The 19382-nt window shown below is 43.0% G+C and carries 21 protein-coding genes; 6 read left to right on the top strand and 15 right to left on the bottom strand.

All coding sequences use genetic code 11. The annotated features are described in order from the left end of the window. Nucleotides 1-2 precede the first annotated feature (2 nt). The 4 genes from ACR65H_RS05030 to ACR65H_RS05015 form a co-directional block, all read right to left on the bottom strand. On the bottom strand, nucleotides 3-1691 hold the full coding sequence (locus ACR65H_RS05030) for a methyl-accepting chemotaxis protein (protein ID WP_440499213.1): 1689 nt from the start codon (nucleotides 1689-1691) through the stop codon (nucleotides 3-5). 100 nt (nucleotides 1692-1791) lie between these two features. Next, a complete protein-coding gene (locus ACR65H_RS05025) occupies nucleotides 1792-2556 on the bottom strand; it encodes a DUF817 domain-containing protein (RefSeq protein WP_440499212.1) in 765 nt (254 codons plus the stop codon). Between the two features lie 107 nt (nucleotides 2557-2663). Then, nucleotides 2664-3203 (bottom strand): AAA family ATPase, encoded by a 540-nt coding sequence (locus tag ACR65H_RS05020; RefSeq protein WP_440499066.1) that lies wholly within the window; start codon nucleotides 3201-3203, stop codon nucleotides 2664-2666. Continuing rightward, on the bottom strand, nucleotides 3200-4030 hold the full coding sequence (locus tag ACR65H_RS05015; RefSeq protein ID WP_440499065.1) for a VanW family protein: 831 nt from the start codon (nucleotides 4028-4030) through the stop codon (nucleotides 3200-3202). The genes ACR65H_RS05020 and ACR65H_RS05015 overlap by 4 nt, the downstream gene beginning before the upstream one ends. 30 nt (nucleotides 4031-4060) lie before the next feature. On the opposite strand from ACR65H_RS05015, the gene ACR65H_RS05010 reads away from it, so the two are divergent. Genes ACR65H_RS05010 through ACR65H_RS04995 form a run of 4 tightly spaced genes read left to right on the top strand, consistent with a single transcriptional unit; the run spans nucleotide 4061 to nucleotide 6598 of the window. Continuing rightward, the gene (locus tag ACR65H_RS05010) at nucleotides 4061-4927 is read left to right on the top strand and encodes an ABC transporter ATP-binding protein (RefSeq protein ID WP_440499064.1); all 867 of its coding nucleotides are present in this window, start codon (nucleotides 4061-4063) and stop codon (nucleotides 4925-4927) included. 12 nt (nucleotides 4928-4939) lie between these two features. After that, nucleotides 4940-5755, top strand: coding sequence for an ABC transporter permease (locus tag ACR65H_RS05005; protein WP_440499063.1), 816 nt, complete (start codon nucleotides 4940-4942; stop codon nucleotides 5753-5755). Continuing rightward, nucleotides 5733-6191, top strand: coding sequence for a LytTR family DNA-binding domain-containing protein (locus tag ACR65H_RS05000; protein WP_440499062.1), 459 nt, complete (start codon nucleotides 5733-5735; stop codon nucleotides 6189-6191). Before ACR65H_RS05005 ends, ACR65H_RS05000 begins: the two co-directional genes overlap by 23 nt. Beyond that, complete coding sequence (locus ACR65H_RS04995) at nucleotides 6188-6598, top strand: DUF3021 domain-containing protein (protein WP_440499061.1); 411 nt, start codon at nucleotides 6188-6190, stop codon at nucleotides 6596-6598. Before ACR65H_RS05000 ends, ACR65H_RS04995 begins: the two co-directional genes overlap by 4 nt. Nucleotides 6599-6820: 222 nt before the next feature. Here ACR65H_RS04995 and ACR65H_RS04990 read toward each other — a convergent pair whose 3' ends face one another. The 5 genes from ACR65H_RS04990 to ACR65H_RS04970 form a co-directional block, all read right to left on the bottom strand. Beyond that, nucleotides 6821-7441 carry a LysE/ArgO family amino acid transporter gene (locus ACR65H_RS04990; RefSeq protein ID WP_440499060.1) on the bottom strand — a complete coding sequence of 207 codons (621 nt, stop codon included), beginning with the start codon at nucleotides 7439-7441 and terminating at the stop codon, nucleotides 6821-6823. A gap of 117 nt (nucleotides 7442-7558) precedes the next feature. Then, the gene (locus ACR65H_RS04985) at nucleotides 7559-8755 is read right to left on the bottom strand and encodes a class I SAM-dependent rRNA methyltransferase (protein ID WP_440499059.1); all 1197 of its coding nucleotides are present in this window, start codon (nucleotides 8753-8755) and stop codon (nucleotides 7559-7561) included. Nucleotides 8756-8836: 81 nt separating this feature from the next. After that, the gene (locus ACR65H_RS04980; RefSeq protein ID WP_440499058.1) at nucleotides 8837-9433 is read right to left on the bottom strand and encodes a hypothetical protein; all 597 of its coding nucleotides are present in this window, start codon (nucleotides 9431-9433) and stop codon (nucleotides 8837-8839) included. Nucleotides 9434-9754: 321 nt separating this feature from the next. Then, nucleotides 9755-10936: a MalY/PatB family protein gene (locus tag ACR65H_RS04975; RefSeq protein ID WP_440499057.1), complete on the bottom strand. Its 1182-nt coding sequence runs from the start codon at nucleotides 10934-10936 to the stop codon at nucleotides 9755-9757. 114 nt (nucleotides 10937-11050) lie between these two features. After that, nucleotides 11051-11773, bottom strand: a complete 723-nt coding sequence (locus ACR65H_RS04970; RefSeq protein ID WP_440499056.1) for a MerR family transcriptional regulator — start codon at nucleotides 11771-11773, stop codon at nucleotides 11051-11053. A gap of 151 nt (nucleotides 11774-11924) precedes the next feature. Here ACR65H_RS04970 and ACR65H_RS04965 point away from each other — a divergent pair, with 151 nt between their 5' ends. Then, entirely contained in the window at nucleotides 11925-12899 is a 975-nt protein-coding gene (locus ACR65H_RS04965; RefSeq protein WP_440499055.1) for an MraY family glycosyltransferase, read from the top strand. 36 nt (nucleotides 12900-12935) lie between these two features. On the opposite strand, the gene ACR65H_RS04960 is transcribed toward ACR65H_RS04965, so the two are convergent. The 5 genes from ACR65H_RS04960 to ACR65H_RS04940 all read right to left on the bottom strand — a co-directional run bounded on the left by ACR65H_RS04960 (nucleotide 12936) and on the right by ACR65H_RS04940 (nucleotide 16886). Next, nucleotides 12936-13736, bottom strand: a complete 801-nt coding sequence (locus ACR65H_RS04960; RefSeq protein WP_440499054.1) for a hypothetical protein — start codon at nucleotides 13734-13736, stop codon at nucleotides 12936-12938. A 101-nt stretch (nucleotides 13737-13837) separates the two neighbouring features. Continuing rightward, complete coding sequence (locus ACR65H_RS04955; protein ID WP_440499053.1) at nucleotides 13838-14257, bottom strand: GyrI-like domain-containing protein; 420 nt, start codon at nucleotides 14255-14257, stop codon at nucleotides 13838-13840. 25 nt (nucleotides 14258-14282) lie between these two features. Beyond that, a complete protein-coding gene (locus ACR65H_RS04950; protein ID WP_440499052.1) occupies nucleotides 14283-15026 on the bottom strand; it encodes a GyrI-like domain-containing protein in 744 nt (247 codons plus the stop codon). Nucleotides 15027-15213: 187 nt separating this feature from the next. Further along, a complete protein-coding gene (locus tag ACR65H_RS04945; RefSeq protein WP_440499051.1) occupies nucleotides 15214-15981 on the bottom strand; it encodes an aminoglycoside 6-adenylyltransferase in 768 nt (255 codons plus the stop codon). Between the two features lie 23 nt (nucleotides 15982-16004). Continuing rightward, nucleotides 16005-16886, bottom strand: coding sequence for a DMT family transporter (locus tag ACR65H_RS04940; RefSeq protein WP_440499050.1), 882 nt, complete (start codon nucleotides 16884-16886; stop codon nucleotides 16005-16007). 138 nt (nucleotides 16887-17024) lie between these two features. Between ACR65H_RS04940 and ACR65H_RS04935 the strand changes: the two genes are divergently transcribed. After that, nucleotides 17025-17774, top strand: a complete 750-nt coding sequence (locus ACR65H_RS04935; RefSeq protein WP_440499049.1) for a DUF3888 domain-containing protein — start codon at nucleotides 17025-17027, stop codon at nucleotides 17772-17774. A 39-nt stretch (nucleotides 17775-17813) separates the two neighbouring features. Here the strand turns inward: ACR65H_RS04935 and ACR65H_RS04930 are convergent, their stop codons facing one another. After that, the gene (locus tag ACR65H_RS04930; protein WP_440499048.1) at nucleotides 17814-19271 is read right to left on the bottom strand and encodes a carbon starvation CstA family protein; all 1458 of its coding nucleotides are present in this window, start codon (nucleotides 19269-19271) and stop codon (nucleotides 17814-17816) included. Between the last annotated feature and the right edge of the window lie 111 nt (nucleotides 19272-19382).

Here is a 19382-nt window from a genome sequence, read left to right as displayed (position 1 = left end):
CATTACTCAGATATCGCAAACCGGTTTACATCCCCACGTAGACGATCCGATAGAATTGCCAACGTCTGTGCATGTGATGATATTTCTGCATTTGCGGATAGCTGTTCCTCTGTCGCTGCACTTGCGGATTGAGCTTCCGCTGATGTTTGCAAAGCGAGATCTAGTACGCTTAGCGATTCAGCAGAGATGATATCCGTCATTGACCTCAATTCCTGAATATTTGTAGAGACAGCATTCATTGCATCGTTCATCATTACTGTTGCACTTTCAATCCTTTGAAACACCTCTCCAGTGCTTTCAGACAATGCCCTTCCTTTGGCAATAAATGAATTGCCTTCTTCCGCTGTTATGATTGATCTCTCGACGTTATGCACCATCTCATCAATCATTCGGCCAATATGTCCTGCTGACCGCTTCGATTGGTCTGCAAGCTGGCGCACCTCTTCAGCTACTACAGCGAATCCTTTGCCATGTTCCCCCGCTCGCGCAGCTTCAATTGCTGCATTCAGCGCCAATAAGTTCGTCTGCTCCGCCATCATCGTAATAACCGAAGTCACTTCGCGAATCTTTTCCGAATGGGTTGCCAGTTGACCGATCGTGTCGGATGATCTCTTAATGGACGAGCTGATTTTACCCATTTGCTCATTCACTTCTTTCATCTGTGAGGCTCCATCCGTAACGAGAACAGCAACTTCCGTCGATGCATGTTGCATTCTTTCATTATCATCGCTGATTCGGGTAATTCCTTTTAGCATTTCATTCAATGAAAGGTTAGATTCATTCACTTTCGTTACTTGGACATCACTCGCCATCAAATTCCGTTCAGTTATTTCTGCAACGGTTTCCGAAGCGGCAAGACTTTCTTCTGAGCTCGCGGATAATTCTTCTGCATGGACTGCAAGTTGGACAGCCGATTCTTTGACGGTTGTCAGAATTCCTCTTAAGTCTTCTGTCATTCCATTCAGCGCGATAGCCATTTCCCCTATTTCATCTTTGTTTCGGACGGAAATCGGCCCTGCTGTAAAATCTCCGTTTGCAAGTTGTAAAAGAGAAGCAGTCATCTTTCTTACTGGTCGAGCAATGCTACGGCTAATGATTCGGGCAATGATGATACTCGCCACTACTGCGATGCCGATTAAGCCCCCAATACTTACATATATCCACTTTAATACGGTTTGTAGCTGTTCTTCAGTATGTTTCTGTTCGGTTTCTTGCTGGTGAATGAGCTGCTGAAGATTAGCAGAGACTTCTTCTTGATAAAATGAAACTTCCTTTGCCAAGTCCATTGCACTATCTGTATTCCCTGCTTGGACATCCCGGACAATCAGTTCACTGATTTGCTCGGCGCTTTTAGAAGTCTCCTTTACTTCTTTCATAATCTCACGTTCGGATTGCGTATGTATCGATTGATCTAACGCTTTTATTTTTCCCTTAATGGCGTCCATAATTTCTTTTCGTTGTTCGATATAAGATTCATCTTTGTAAATGATGTAGCCCCGAATGTTTTTTGCATCGGCATGTTGGGCTGATAATAACTGTTCCAAGAGCATGACATTATTAATCTTGTCGTCAATTAAATAACGGTACTCTCCATCCAATTTGGATAGGGCCCATAATCCGGATACTCCGACTAACAGAACTATTGATAGAATCGCTAAAAAACCAACCCATAACTTTTTCCCGACTGTCATTCTCAAATCTTAGCATCCCCTTAACGATCTATAGTCAATTACGATTATAGGTCATAGGGACAAAGTATGATGTAAAGTGTTTGTTAAGATTGCATCGATCTTACGGGTTTTTCCCTTTCACTAGCTTCAATGTCGCTACGATAAGAAAGCTGACAATCACTAATAAAAGCCATGAGCTCACCTTTCCTAGGTGAACGAGGCTCCAAGCATCGGCTTGGTTTGGATATTGCCATGCACCGAAGAACGTTGCGATATTTTCAGCTACCCATATGAAAAATCCGATAAGGATAAATGATAAGGCAATCGGCATCCGGTACTGGGTTCCATTCACTTTATAGCTCACCCACGATTTCCAAAAGACAATGATGACAAGTGCAGATAACCACCAACGAATGTCGATCCAATAGTGATGGGTGAAAAAGTTCAAGTAAATCGCAGATGCGAGAGGCACTACTATCCAAAAAGGCGGCCATTTAATAAGGTCGACATCCAGCCTCCTCCACGCTTGGCATAAATAGCTCGCTACACTTGCATACATGAAGCCGCTATATAAAGGCACTCCAAAAACTTTAAAGTATCCTTCCTCTGGATAAGACCACGAGCCCATATTCACCTTAAAAATTTCAAGAGTGAGTCCGATGACGTGGAATAACGTAATTACTTTTAGTTCATCTTTTGTTTCCAGCCCTGAACGCAACATCCACCATTGCATGAGAACGCAAATGATCAGAAGCCAGTCATATCGGGGAAGAAATGGTAGTGGTATGATTTTTGTCAGTGCCAAGGAGGCGAAAATAACGACTGGGAACAAACAGGAAAGAGACTGCTGCCAGCCGAAATGGACGAGTTGTTTACATGCTCTTATGATGTTTAACGCTGGCTGTTTTTCCGGATGCATATCCTGCTGTCTCATTTATATTTTCCTCCCGCTGCATAAGCCTTCATTTCAATCAGCTACTTCCACATTCGGATCTAATACACAGATGCCACCCCAATTTGTTTGCAAATAACGTCGGCAATCTCTTCGATTCCGACATTTTCCGTAGAAATAAATTGCTCGAAACATGGATCTTCAAACCCGGCAATACATTTATCTGTCTGTGCAAAGCACCAATTGCCTTGCTCCTCACCACGTTCCAGCAACCGCTCATGGATCGTCTCCTTTTTCGCAGTCAAACAGAAATGATATGTTTCAGGGTCAATCTCTACAAAGCCGCCATGAATCACATTGAAATAATCCTTGTTGTAAATTGTCATTGGCACAATCAAATCCTTGCCGTACGTCTCGCGCAGTTGTCTAGCAACGTAGACCGTCAATGGTTTCCACATTTCCAAGTCTTGAAAATCCCCCGTTTTCTCTCCTTCCAATTTCATATCATCCGGTATGATATGCCTAAGCATGAATCCGACCATTTCCGGGTCAAACAGCATCGCTCCATCTAATCTCCGCAGCAGTTCATCCGCTACAGATGTCTTTCCCGCACCGAACGCTCCGTTGATCATAACAATCATTTCTCATCCCCCCCGTATGTAAGAAATGGCTCATACATTGTTATCGCATGATTCTCTGTGACGAATTCATCGTCAATCTGGTTCCCTTGCGCGTCTATCACTTTCCGAAAAATCGAATTATGGCGGACGTAGCCACCCCATAATTCCCTCGTGAAATGATGATGTTTCTCGTAGATTTCATACGTCCGTGTCGCCGGCACAATCGAGCGCCATTCACCGTTAAGATGTGTATCTGTTAAATAGATCATCAACTGGTATGGCGTTTGTGTTTCGTTCTTTATTTGTAAATCCAAATAATTGTAAGCACATGTCGCCCCACTGCCGAATGGCTGTCTGCGATTCGAATCAGGGAAGACGTCATAGCTATGACGATAGCGCTCCGTCACAGTTAGCGGTGTATGCAACGTGATCCAATAAATAAGATTCGACAGTTGGCAAAGGCCCCCGCCCGTTCCGACAGTCACTCTTCCGTAATGGAGAATCATGCCGTCCACATACCCTTTCCGTTTTGTCGTACTGCCGATAAGACGCCAGTATGAGAAAGTTTCTCCTGGCTCAATGACAATTTTATGCAATCGCTTTGCGGCGAGTTGAAGATTCGTTATTTTATTCCTTTGCAGTTGCATGTCAACGTCCTTCAATTGCCTTAGCAAAGGAGTACGATGCTTCATAATTACATAGGGAAGTTTATCGGCAAGCCTTTTTCGCGCATACTTTTTCCCGTCAAACAACCATTCACTATACCGTTTCAGCCTATACACTTTCTTTCCTGCAAAAATCCTTAGTTTGCTTCGTTTTTTCGGTTGTAATGAAACCAATTGAACCATCTCTCTTTTCTACTAGATTCCACAATAATTATGGATTCTCCTTTTTATCGGATGCAACTGACAGGTGCTTTTTTGCAACTGACCGTAGAAAAACGACCGGTCATCGAAAACCGGCAGACTGAATCGGATCAGCTGGATATAGTAAGGGTACAAAGAACAGCGACGGAGGGATGGCAAATGGAAATTGTGCGGGTCAGCAATTTGCAAAAGGCATATGGGGAGAACAACGTTTTGAAGGGAATCGATTTTACAGCGAATGCTGGAGAAATTATTGGAGTTATCGGCAAAAACGGAGCAGGAAAATCTACGTTTCTAGAAATATTAATGACGCTAAAGCCGTACGACAATGGGAATGTCGCCATATTGGACAATGAATTGAATACGTTAACGACGAGCCAGATTGAACATATACGCAAGAACATATCAGCCGTTCTGCAGCCAACTCAGTTTTACAAAACGCTGAAGGTGATCGAATTGCTGAAGCTATTCAAAGCGTATTACAACTCAACTGTAGACATTGAACAGATTGTCAGTGATTTCAAATTGGAGCCTCACCGTAAAAAATACTTCGATAAATTATCGGGAGGCTGGAAGCAAATTGTTAGTCTGGCCATCGCCTTTTTATCCGAACCAAAATTGCTCATTTTGGATGAGCCGACAACCGGGTTAGATCCGCATATGCGAAATACGCTTTGGACGTATATTACCGACTACAACAAACGTACAGGCGGCACGGTCATTTTGACGACGCATAATATGGACGAAGTCGAATTGTATTGCGACAAAGTGATGCTGTTGAATGAAGGTCTTAATGAAGTGTTCGATTCGACGGAAGGAATTTTGTCTACCGGTTACAAATCAATCAACGACTTTTACTTATCAAAAGTGTCTATATAAGGAGGAATTCAAATGTTACTCACTCAATTGAAGTATGATCTGCTCATGTTTACACGGGAAATTTTTTATATGGTATTTACAATCATCGTTCCGCCGGTTACGTATTTATTCATGGGGCAGCTTTTCGGAGACGCCACGTATACTGGCAATCTTAATTATGCGGAAACGTATACCCCTTCCTTCATTTTGCTCATCACATTCGGTGTCGTCTTTTTCGCATTCGGGTTTGATCAAGTGATGAACCGTACGACTGGCGTGGAAAAGAGGATTATTTTATCGCCTGTTCCGAAGAGGACATTGCTGCTTTCAAATATATTGAGGTCAATCATCATTACGAGCCTCGGCTATTTCCTTGTATTCTTCATCGGCATGATCGCTTATGATCTTTCATTCCAGCCGTTGAATTTCATCTTGGCATTCGGTACGTTCATCATGTTGAATGCGGCATTGCTCGTCATTTCTTCAGCGATCTACTCTCTTTTCACAAGCATGAATGGCGCGCTCGTTTTCTCCATTGTCATCTTTCAAGTCGTCATGTTTACAGGAGGATTCACGATGCCGATTGCCATGATGCCAAAGTTCGTGCAGGTCATTGCCGATTTCAACCCAGTCTATCATATGAATCAATTATTCATTGCTGTTTGGAACGGTCAGTTGGAATGGAACGGGGTTACGTTCATTTCCATCGGCTATATATTGATCGTCACAGCTCTCTCTTTATTCGTATTGCGTTTTGGAAATCGTCTGCGAAAATCTTCCTTCAAATGGTATCCTATTAATAGGGATCGAGGAGGAGATGTGCGAAATGAAAGTTTCACTGGACATTGATGAAATTTACGAAGAGACGAAAGTGACAATCCATTGTAATGAAGTGGATGATTCGATAAAGGAAATCCTTGATTTTTTAAAGGGGAAGAAAACGGAGTTTCTCGTCGGAAGAGATGGCGAGATGCAACATATTTTGAAGCCTGATGACATTCATTACTTTCATACAGAAAAGGAAGGCGTCATGGCAGTAACGGCTGCCGGAACATTTTCATTAAAAGAGAAGCTTTATGAGCTTGAGGAAATGTTGCCTTCCACAAAATTCATCAGGCTATCAAAATCGGTCATCGCCAACCTCCATGAGCTAAGCCGTTTTGAAGCCTCTTTCAATGGTACGTTAGTCGTCCACTTTAAATCTGGGGCGAAGGAATACGTGTCGCGCACTTACGTAAGCGGCATCAAGGAAGCCTTGAAGATGAACAGGAGGAAAAACGGATGAAAACGTTTGCAATCAGAAGCATATTAGGCATCTTTTTTGGGTCATTTCTTACACTCGTCGTCTTATTTTTTGTCATTTACGCTGGCAACAATGAAACATTGAATTCGTCAATTCTTGTCAAAAATGCAGTCGGAACAGTTTTTTGTGGATGGTTTTTTACAGTGACACCATTATTTTTTGAAAATGAAAAGCTTACATTGCCCGTTCAAACGATATTCCATTTCATCTGTGTGTCAGTTCTGTATTTCATCGTAGCATTCGTAATAGGATGGGTACCTTTTACAGCGATAGGATTCCTAAGCATACTCAGTCTTTTCATCGTCATCTATGCAATCATTTGGACCGCCTTCTATCTGTACTTCAAAAAGCAGGCAACTGCATTAAATGAAGAATTAAAAGAGCTATAAAAGATACCTGTTAAAGTATTCTGACTAATAACTACAATTGCATAATGAATATGAAAAAGCCAGCGAAAATAAGTTTCGTTGGCTTAAATGTGTCTTGCATAGGCACCATCAAGTAACGCCCCCTATTTTATCGGGTCTTAAGTCCTGATTTGGTGATAAGTATCGTTATTCGATTGATAAAACTGCAGATTCGATAGATAACTTTCCGGATTCAATAGATCTTCAAAGAAACTTGCCGAGTAGCCTGATTGCCATATAGAGCGCAACTCCCCAGACGACGAATGCGGAGATTTTATTCAACATGCCAATAAATTTCCCGCTCGTATCCATCTTGCCGAGCATCCGTCCAGCGAGTGCAAGCCCGAAAAACCAGCACCATGAAATGATGATCGTCGTCAATGTGAATGCAAAACGAGCCTCTCCTGAATAACTTAAGGCATTTGACCCGATGACGCCAATCGTGTCGATGATCGCATGGGGGTTCAATAAAGAAACGGACGCGGCGAATAAGATTTGCTTTTTAGGAGAAAATCTTTCTGCTTCCACCTCTACTGAGGAAGGGGTGCTTCGCCAAAGTGAAATTCCGATGTACAGTAAAAATAGTATTCCGACAGCAAACATGATCATTTCCAACCAATGGAACGTCAAGATGAGCAATGAAACTCCCGATACAGCCGCCACAATTAATATTGTGTCACAAACCCCAGCGGTCACAACAACAGGAAGTGCCCTCACTAGCTTTGGCTGCAATGCCCCTTGGTTGAACACAAACACATTTTGTGCGCCTAACGGTAAAATAAGCCCGATCGCAAGAATGACGCCATGCAGAATCGCCTCGACCATCCTCTCTTCCCCCTTTTACTCTTTCTATCTATTGAACGGCTTTCTATTGGCATTTGCAATAGGAATAGCGCCATAACCGAAAAAACCACCTCCACAGTGGAGATGGCTTCTCATTTTTTATTTCAACTTCTGCAAAATGACGACTTTCAAGTAATTGAATTCCGGGAAGTCGCGATTTGTACGGAAATCCTTCGGCAATGAAGATTCCTCTAGGATCTTATAGCGCGAACCAGCATCCGCGAATCCTTTTTCAATGAACGTCTTGAACTTCTTCATGCTGAAGCTTGCGTTATTCGTCGATGCAATGATGATGCCGTTCTTTTCAGTAATAGCAATCGCATCCTGCAACAGCGCCGGGTAATCCTTCGCTGTACTGAATGTGTATTTCTTGGAGCGTGCAAAACTTGGCGGATCTAAAACAACAACATCGAATTTCAGCTCATGACGTTTCGCATAACGGAAATAATCGAACACATCCATCACTTTGATGTTCTGTGCTTCGTAGTCAATTCCGTTTACGCTAAACTGTTCGATTGTCTTCGGCAAACTGCGCTTCGCCAAATCGACGCTCGTCGTTTCGCGCGCTCCGCCAAGAGCCGCCGCAACCGAAAATGCGCCAGTATACGAGAAAGTATTTAACACATGCTTACCTTCGGAATATTTGTCGCGCAACGCTTTACGCACATCGCGCTGATCGAGGAAAATCCCCGTCATTGCACCATCATTCAAATCGACGGCAAAATTCATGCCGTTCTCCTTCACGATAATCGGGAAATCGCCTGGAGTTCCCTTTACGAAATCATCCTGTTCAATATATTGACCTTTTGTATCAAATCGTTTTTTCTCATAGATCGCTTTGTAATCCACAAGCTTGTCCAACACACCGTATACATGATGCTTCAAGGAATAAATCCCTTCGCTATACCAGCTCACCATGTAATAGCCATCGAAATAATCAATCGTCAACCCGCCTATACCATCGCCTTCACCATTGAAGATACGGAATGCGGTTGTCTCGCTATCCTCGAAAAATGATTCCCGTCGTGAAAGGGCCGCAGAGATCTTTGATTCGAAAAATGTGAAATCAATTTCTTCATTATCGTCCCTTGTCAGAACCCAGCCAATTCCTTTGTTTTGATTGCCATAATAACCTTTTGCGATGAATTTACGGTATCTATCAACCAAACGGATGATTGTCCCCTCTTCCATCAGCACTTCCGGATTCATCACTGCGTCTTTTAAAATCAATGGGTAGCCCTTTTTAAAGGCTGCTATGCTTTGAGCGTTCACTTGTACATCAATTGTTTTCGTCATCGTGTCATCCTTTTTCCATCATTTTTTTCATTATCGCACGTAAATATGAAAAAAGCTTCTCATAACGGAGAAGCTTCCACATTAGGCGAGTAGGCGGAACGCCAAACTTTTCCAAAGTCCCATTCGAATCGGACGTTCCATTTGCGGCCCTCTTACCTTATTTAAATACGTTTTCAAGTCGCCTTCATACACTAGTTCCATATGCGGCAAATACGCCAGATGATGCGGCATTGTCAGGCAAGGTCTCGTCAGCAGTCGGTGTGTTTCGCTCTCCTGCATGATGGTTGCGACGAATTGCGAACAGAAAAAGGCTCTTTTCCGTTGAATCTCTCTATTCAGCGCCACGCCGAACAAACCGATAAAATTATATTTATAGTCACTTTGATTCAACTCGAATTGAACGATTTTCTGACGAATCCGCATATAAGCTTCCGTTGTCACTTCACAACGGTAGACGGCGCAATCGGCCTCCTGGAAGATGCCCTCCGCAACATTTTCACGTACGAACCCACCGAGGAACGGATTGTATTGCTGCTTCCGACCGAAACTATAAATTTCGGTCAATTGCTCGTCGAATGCGATAGAGGCATGATTCAAATCCTTTCTTGTATACATGCCAATCGCCTTTGACAGCAGCGTTCCCGTGTCAGTGAGCACGATATAGATTGTTTTCCCCATTATTCCAACCCCTAACTCATCTCTCTCTACAAGTATGTACAATTTTTTCAGGAACCTAAACCGTCTGCAGATTGAAAACTTCTAAGCCCTAAGTTGTAGACATGAATTGGGGGCGGACAGTTCAAGTATTTTTCTATATATGTATTATACGTTTTAACTATATGGAGAGTTTCACTTTCCCAAGATTTTTCAATTCTATCGGAAAGCGATGGCAACGGTTGTCATGGGAGTAACGATTTCACATCTATCGATGATTTTCCTATTATACTACGAAACACGACGACTTTCCCGCTTTTCTTGAAAATAAAGTAAAAGCAGTTTTCACTTTCCAAGGTTCGACAAAATATTTCCGACGGCAAGTTCAACAAATCTTGGCTCTGTGGCCATGTTTAAGCGAATAAATCCTTTCCCTTCCGAACCAAACCACTCCCCAAAATCGACAGCAATTCGACAACGGTCTTGAATGAACTCTTTCGTTTGGCCCTCCTCGATGACATTCCTCATATCAAGCCAAATTAAATATGTACCTTCCAATGGGGAGATGATGATTTCAGGTGCTTTTTCCTGTATGTGCTGTTTCACATGCTCATAGTTATACCGAATGACTGCCAACAGGCCATCCAACCATTCTTGTCCGCGCCGATAAGCTGCTTCCGCCGCAGTAAGTCCCAAGATGTTCACTTCTGTTTGGTTCACTGTCTTCACATAGGCATCAAATTCAGCTCGAAGCTGTTCATTCTCGATAATAATATGAGAAGTTAAGAGTCCTGCTAAATTAAATGTTTTGGATGGAGCAGTTACCGTAATGAGTCGATCTGCAAACTCTCCATCATTAATAATTGCCGAAGGGATATGCTTATGACCTTCCATGACGAGGTCTTGATGAATTTCATCCGAAACGACGAGGACGCCATGCTTCTTGCAAATCGATAGGATTGTCGTCAATTCCTCTTCAGTCCATACTCTGCCGACCGGATTATGCGGGGAGCATTGGATGAATAGCTTTACGTCGTTGTCAACGATGCTTTTCTCGAATGCGTCAAAGTCAATATGGTACTTTCCATTTTCATTCACAAGTCCGCATGTTACCAATTTCCGACCAGTGTCCTTAACGGCATTATGGAATGGGTAATAGACAGGCGTCAATAATAGAACAGACTCGTCTAGTTTCGTGAAAGCATTGACGAACCAATAAAGCGCAGTAACAACTCCTGTAGAAAATCGCATCCACTCTTTTTTCACTTCATAACCGTGATGGCGTTTCTCCCAATCGATGAATGCCTCATAGAAAGAATCCGGTACGTAAGAATAACCGAATACACCATGTTCGATTCGCTCGTGCAATGCATCCAGAACAGCTTCCGGTGCTTTGAATTCCATATCAGCAACCCAAGCGGCAATCAAATCCGGATCACCGAATCGCACGTCTAATGCATCCCATTTCAATGAATTAGTTCCTTTTCGCTCTACCGCATACCGCTCGCAAAATTCAGCAACGTTCATTTGCAATTCCTCCCGTTTTCTTATTTATATAACAATACGCCAACACGATTAGAACGTCTAGATAGTTTTTTCCATTAAAAAGACACCCGGAAAATTCGGGTGTCAAAAATACAATCAGTTTTTATCCGCATATGCCTTCATCGCATCCCGCATGAATACAGCCAATCCTTCGCCGAATTGATCAATATTTTTCGTGAATCGTTCGTCCGCGACGTACATTTCACCTAAACCAGCAAATGCTTCCGGCGAGTAATGAGCGATTTTATTCAAAAACGCATACCAATCAGCGATTGCTGCTTGTGCTTCCGATGAAGCGGGATCAGTGCCGCGAAGTGCCGCTAGATTGGAATAAATCCGATTCATCTCCTGCTGTTCTTTCTCGCCGAACTGGGCAACATTTTTGTTCGCCTTGTCGACCGCTTCATCTCCCCACCGTTCTCTTGCTTCCTGTTCATATGGATTCGAACTGAAGTCGAATCCTTTGAATTTCTCTTCGTTCGTCATTGTCATTTCTCCTCTCTCGGATTGGAGCGTTTTTTCAATCGTCTTAATCATTACATCCAACTGACGGCGCTTTGACAGCAGCATGTCGCGCTGCAGCTCGAACGCCTCCAATCGGTTAAATGATGGACTATCGAGCAGCTCCTTGATTTTCTTCAAAGGGAAGCCGACTTCACGAAAGAATAGAATTTGCTGGAGGGTCGTCAAGTTTTCATCGGAATAAACCCGATAGCCTGCCTCCGTCACTTCGTCCGGAACGAGTAAACCGATATCATCGTAATGATGGAGCGTGCGCACACTCACACCGGTCAAATCCGCCACTTCCTTCACTTTCATAGTTCCCCGTCTCCCTTCACTATTGACTATAAAGTATGACGTAACGTAAGAGTCAACACAAATCAGCAAAGAATTTTCAAAGGAAAATGGGGAACCAATTACAGAGAAATTCGTCTGCTATTATAGTTGCTATTAATAGAAAATTAATAAAATGGTGGTGAGAAAAATCTTTTACATATCAGCTTTTTTTGCGTCATTTCTTATTGTATATGCTCTAATTCCCCCGCTGCGAAAGCTCGCATTCCATCTTGATTTTGTGGACAAGCCGCAGGTGAACGTTGAACGTAAATTACACCGTAAACCAATTCCGCTGACGGCGAGTTATGCGCTTTTTATCGGCTTTTTTTCCGTCTATCTTCTTTTTACGAGAGAGTTCACTTGGGAGACCGGTGCACTTTTCGGAGGCGGCGTATTACTGTTAACGATTGGGACGATTGATGATTGGTTTAAGACGAAAGGGAAAGATTTTCCGGCGTTGCCGAAATTCATTGTGCAGGTTTCTGCGGCGATTTTAGTCTTCTTTTCAGGTATTACGTTCAACGGTTTTGTAAATCCGCTATCAGGTGAATATGTCACCCTTCCATTTATTCTGCAGTTTATACTGACGATCTTATGGATATTCGGGGTGACAACGGTAATTAATTTCTCGGACGGCATGGATGGGCTTGCGGGAGGGCTTGTCGCGATATCTGCCGTCACGCTTTTTATTGTCGCCGTTGCGAAAGGACAACCGAATTCAGCCATGATGGCCATTGTTTTAGTAGGGATTTCCGTCGCCTATTTACGCTTTAATAAACCGCCTGCAAAGATTTTCATGGGAGACGCGGGTGCAAGTTTCCTCGGTTTTATGCTTGCGGTGATCGCCTTGGATGGAGCGTTTAAACAAGCGACCGTTCTCTCATTGTTTATTCCCATCTTGGCTTTGGGAGTGCCGATCTTTGATAATCTCTTTGTCATAGCCAAACGTTATATGCAAGGCAAATCTATCTTTCAGGCAGATGCCAGTCAGATTCACTATCGGCTGTTGCGCGCGGGCCTAAAGCCAAAGCAGGTACTTGTCTTTTTATATTTGGCAAGCGCTTGTCTCTGTTTATCTTCAATCATTTTGTTGCTCATACAAATTTAATCGCCACCTATCTGGTGGTTTTTTTATATGGTCACATCACGTATCCAACCAAAAGAAGAAAATCATTACATAAGCTAGCTTTTCCTCTACCGAAACATGCTCGCCAAACCTCACATATTCATGATGGGCGGTGCTTTGAAATGCAGGGTTCGCAGCATAAGGAAACAACCCATAGCGATAAGACGCAGTTCTCCTGCCTTCCTCATCTACTACATCGATATCCCCTGCCATGGTTTTAGCCTCAAGCAGTCTCCAGACTGAGCCATCTGCGTGATAAAGTGTCCCGCGATTTTTCATTGCTGATTTTGACAGCTTTTGTATGTAATATCCGATGACCGTGCCATCCGGTTGCTTCAACGTTAACGTAAACTGTTTCACATTGTTCCTGATGTGAAATGTGGCAATTGGAAACCCGTCCATTGATAATATGTCGTATTCGACAGGAAACACCATTCCTTTTTCAAAAGATGAGAAAAAGAGAAGATTATTAAGAAATCTTCCTTTTGTAGGTTGGATTTGAAATAAAGGTTGTCCGTTATGATCGACGTTGTACGTTTTCGGCAGCAACGACGGCACTCTTTTCAGAATTAATTCCCCGACACTTTCCATATCCCATTTACTTTCGACCACTTCAGGGTCAACCATCTTTTCAGATGCATGTTTGAAATAAAATCCCGCACCAAGCGCAGCCAATCCGCCAATTCCTATTTCAAATAAAACATCACCATTTACGGCAAAGCCCTCATACCAAATGAAATAATAGAGAATACAAAATAGGATCATCCCTGTACCGCCAATGAATCCAAAAATCGACGTCTTTCGATAAATTTCTTTCATGATGCCACCCCCTTGCTTTACTCTCATCTACGTTACGAAAACCATTTGGATTCACAAATGGGGAATAAATAAAAAAGACCCGGCGAAAGCCAGATCTCTCATTATTCTATCGCCACCCAAACTTCCGTCTCATACCCGTCGGAACCAATCGGATGAATGTATCTTTCAAACCCATAGCTGTGTCTAAGCTTCACACCCGGATTTCGGAGCAACGCATCAAATGCTGCTGGAATTGCTTCGACTCCTCCTTCAACTTTCGCGACGATAAATTTACCTTCCGGAATTGTCAATTCCTTCGCATCTGTGAAACCCTCCGCTAATTGCGCATCAATACCCGCCAAGTAATGAAAATTGCCATTCTCCATGCCTAGCGTAACCCCAAAAGAATCTTCAGGCTTTGCGCCGTTTTCTTTTATAATTCCATTCAATTTATCCCATAGCTTCGGAATCTCCGAAACCGAGCCATTCATTTCATAGCCTTTCACTGTGAAATGTTCTACATGTTCAATACGTGTCTCCACTGATTCCATCCCCTTTTGGACTTACTTATTCAATTGGCATCCAAATCTCGATAACGTCTTCCGCCGCCCCCTCCGGATGGACGTATCGCTCGAAATCGTAGCAATCCCGCAATTGAATGCCTTCCATTTGAATGATGTAGTCATATGCAGCTGGGATGCCTGGAATGCCGCCTTCCACCTTTGCAACGACGAACTTGCCAGCCGGAATGACAACTTCTTTCGTGTCCGGGAACCCTTCCGCCAACTCTGATTTCAGCCCTGCAATATAATGGATGATATCATTCTCCATACTTAAGCAAACACCAAATGATTCTTCTACGACGACACTTTTCTCGTTAATTTCCTTGATTAACCGATCCCATTCTGCTGGAATGTCCGATACTGGACCTTGCATCTCATACCCTTTTACTGTAAACCCTTCGCTTTCCACGATGCGTGTTTCCATTTCCTTCTCCCCTTTTGTTAGTAATTGATCGATTCCTTCCATCTTCCCTTGCAGCTCATTAATTTCCTGCTCAATTTCTTTTTTTCGATTCATCAACAACCGATCCATTTGGTCATCTCCTTCCCGCAAAATATCAGAAAGGGAGACGCCGAAATTCCTCAATGTCTTGATTCGCACGAGCTGTTGCTGTTCTTTTTGCGAATAAAACCGGTATCCCGTCTCCGGACTCACATAAGCAGGCTGGACAAGTCCGATTTCCTCGTAATGTTTAATCGCCTTCGTCGTGAGCCCGACAAGATAGGCTGTCTTCCCGATTGATAGCATAGTTCCCCTCCCCCTTGTCTCATCTAGCTCCAGGCGGCAGCTGCTCGGGTCATAAGCCAGCTCCGCTGCACGGCAAAGTTCGCCGTTTCGCAGATCTGTCTTATGCCTGTCACAGCTATACGCCACCTTCCGCTTTTGCTATTTCCATCTTAAACTTGCCTCCAAGGGACAGGTCAAGGATTTTTCATTAAAATTTGAGGAGATTTCGTAATTCCTTATCCATCGTAATAGTAGAACTCTGCTCAACAACATTGGCGAATAGTTCTTTTAATTGTTTTGATGAAGCCTCCAAGCTTTCCATAGTTAGCTCAGCCGGATATGTCGATAGATAAGCATTAATAAAGGAAGGGTTTAATGTTTCATACGCTTTAAATTGGTGAAGCTTCTTTTGCTCGTTCATTGCTTGTACAATTAGCGTGTACTCTCTCATACTATCAAGCATCTTCAACGCATAGATGAAATTATTTCTCTTCATCTCTTTGTCCACACTCAATGCACAATAAACGAACTCAAAAGCGATATCAAAATTTACCTCGTATTGGACAGGCTTATTTTGAAATACTTCATTTTCAGCATTCATCTTTTCGGAAATATATCCGGTATTATCGACAATCACTTTCCACAAAGGTGATTTCACATTCAATAATTCCCTAGGAAGAATGGACACATTAAACTCCAGTGAATTCCCCAGAAATGCGATCAACAGATAGATATCCTTGCTAAACTGCTTTTCTTTTATATAGATAGGATTGAAATCACCAAGTGTCTGATACACAAGTCTTTTTGTGCTCTCAACATCTAGAGAAGTCGCAACCATCAAATCAATATCTGAGTATTCATCCTTATATCCAATCACTCCGGAACCTAATTGAACAATTCCTTCAACTAAATTAGAAGACTCTAATCTCTCAACCGTTTTAATGAAAAAATCATTTCTCTCTTCAGCACTATACATACATTCACCCCTTATTAATTGTTCTATCCCAATCTAGCTGGATTACTGCCTTTCAAAAAACTCAATTTCGTTTCCGATAAGATGATAGCAGCAAGTATCAAAACCGCACCGATTCCCATCTTAAGCGTAAGAACTTCACTCAATAGAATGACGGAGAAGACCATCCCCCATAATGATTCCGTCGAAAGGATGATTGCTGCCTTCGTTTCTGTAATGAATTTCTGCGAGATGGTTTGCAATAAAAAAGCGATTGTTGTCGAGAAAATGCCTAAATAGAGCAAAGACGTCAATCCTTCAAGCTGCATGCTGAACGCCATCTCGCCTTTCATTAAGACGACGATGAAGCTAATGACAGTTGCTGTTGCCATCTGTACGATCGTCAAGGCAATCGGATCTTCCTGTTTTACGAATTGAGCCGTATAGAAAATATGGAACGCAAAGCCAATCGCACAGCAGAATGACAGGAAATCCCCGATATTGATGCCTGCTGACCATTGAAGTGACAAAACCGCCACGCCAAACATCGCTAAAAATGCACCAAACACTTCAAACATATCCAGTTTCCTTCGATAAATCACCAACCCGATAAATGGTACAATAACGACGTTCACCGCTGTCAAAAATGCATTTTTCGATGGCGTCGTAAATTGAAGGCCGACTGTCTGCAACGCAAATGCTATGTAAAGGAAGACACCTAGAATAGCCCCTTTGATCAATGCGCTTTTTGAAATAAACTTCAATTTTTTATAAAAAACCGCACATAGTAACACGGCTCCAATTAGAAATCTTCCTGCCAAAATTTGATAAGGCGTATAGGAATCCAATGCAACCGCACTTCCAACAAATCCACTTCCCCAAATGATCGCTGTTAGCAGCAATCCGATTTCACCATAATATTTTCGCATAGCATCCTCCAATACCAGTTTTTCAATTGAATTTATTATAGCTCAACCGACTTCATGCAAGGCGATTTTTTTGTATAACGTATCGTTTCATTCACATAGGAAAACATAAGCATAAAACCCGGTTAGGAGGTTTCCCTATTGAAACTATTGCATTTCATAATTCCAATCCTCATGACTTCGATGTTCATTCATCCTATATTGTCCCAAGCAGAACAGGCAACCAATGACCAACAATCCATCCAAGATGCACTGTTAACAACACTCCAGCCATATATTTCGGAAGGAGTCATTGAATATTACGGCTACGACAAATCGTATGGATTGTATGATGCGAAAATAGTAAGCATCCAGAGGGAGGAAAAAGGAGGATTTTCTTTCACAGTGGAAGTGCAAGTAAACACTTTCGAGACAGCGGAAAATCCGCCTTACGGTAAGGAGACATTGCAATTCGGGATAAGTCCGAAAGGTATTAAATTGCTCGATTTTGCTCATGAAGGCGATGATGAAGAAAAGAAAATCCAGAAGTTTTATAAAGAAGTTCTCATCGATATTAAACAGTCGTTCCACTTGAATTTATTGCCTTATGAACGATACGACTACAACCAGTTACGGTATAAGGCCGAAAAACAAAATGATTTCAATTCACTCGCACATATCGCAGAGGAAATTGTCATTAATATCTTAAGCACAGAAATCCAACCGCCTTATAAAAATGTGATCAACCCGGTAACTTTCGTTAAAGGCAATGACGGCTTCATCCTATTCAAAAAAGCTGATGGAACTAATTTCTATTACAAAGTTCTAAAGGAGAATGGCATTTGGAAAGTCATTGACAAAGACAGCGAACAAGGGAAAAAGATGGAGTACGACTTGCTTTGGTATATGTAAATAATAAAAGAGGCGGCCGAAGCCGTCTCTTCAATAGTATTAGTTTGTTGCTGCGCCTTTCCAATGAGAAATGTCTTCTTCCAAAGGAACTTGCGATGCCCGTGCACGAACTGCAGCAAAGAAAAATAGCGTGACGAGGAAGATTGAAATGACCGATGCTCCGATATACGACACATCCATAGGCAGACGGAAACCGATTTTCGCATTCAATATATATGTTGTCGTTGCCATGAGCATGAATGTCCCTGGAATGAGCGCCACCCAGTAGTTCTTCCTGGCAATGAATAAGTACATCGCCCCGACGAACAAGGCAATGACCGCCGTCGATTGGTTTGCCCATGAGAAATAGCGCCATAGAATATCAAAATCCACTTGCGTCAATCCGATGGAAATTGCGAACATAGGAACCGCAATCCATAGACGGCTTGACATTTTCACCTGTGAAATTTTGAAATAGTCGGCAATGATCATCCGGGCGCTGCGGAAAGCCGTGTCGCCAGATGTAATGGGAAGAACGATAACCCCAAGGACGGCAAGCGTTCCGCCGACTGCGCCAAGCATAAGCGTAGACGCTTCGCTGACGATCAATGCCGGACCGCCCGCTGCAAGCATTTCATTCAAGCCGCCGTAGCCGTTGAACAAGGACATGCCTGCCGCCGCCCAGATCATTGCGATAATCGCTTCAGCAATCATCATGCCGTAGAAAATTTTGCGGCCTTGTCCTTCTTTTTGCGTCGTGCGTGAGATGATGGGCGACTGTGTCGCATGGAAACCGGACAATGCCCCGCAAGAAATCGTCAAGAACAGAAGCGGGAAGATCGCCAAATTACCAGGATGCATGTTCTCAAACGTCAATTCCGGAATGGGCACCCCTTTAATGACCATCATTCCGCCCACTCCGACTGCACTGATAATAAGAAGCGCACCGAAAATCGGATAGAAGCGGCCGATGATTTTATCGACAGGCAGCAGCGTTGCCAAAATGTAATAAAGGAAAATCAACGCTACGATAATCCCCATTGCCATCCAGCCGTTCATCAAGTTGTACAGCAATCCTGCCGGCGCAGAAACGAAAACTGTTCCGACGAGTACCAATAAAAGAAGTGCAAATGCATTTACGATATGTTTCATAAATTTCCCTAAAAACTTGCCCGCTAGCTCCGGCAAATGCGCACCTCGATTACGGATGGAAATCATCCCTGTCAAATAGTCATGCACTGCACCGGCGAAAATCGCACCGAAAACAATCCAGATAAACGCGACCGGACCATATAGCGCTCCCATGATCGGTCCAAAAATCGGGCCGACCCCTGCAATATTCAAGAGCTGGATGAGCGAGTTCTTCTTTGTGCTCATTGGCACATAGTCCACTCCATCCCCGCTCGTATATGCAGGCGTCGCGCGGTCGTCCTTCACTCCGAACATCTTCTCGATGAACTTGCCATACGTGAAGTAACCGACAATTAATAAAACAATACCAAATAAAAATGTAACCATCTCTTTTTCCCCTTCCCAAATGATAGCGGTTTCATTCAGTTTATAGTAAATGTTCCGAAAAGGGGCTCTTCTATCGCAAGATGCTCAAATCATAGAGTGACATGCAGAAGA

The sequence above is a fragment of the Sporosarcina sp. SAFN-015 genome (genome assembly GCF_059415085.1).
Note: the sequence above shows the minus strand (reverse complement) of the source record. Positions and strands in the feature narration are given on the sequence as shown.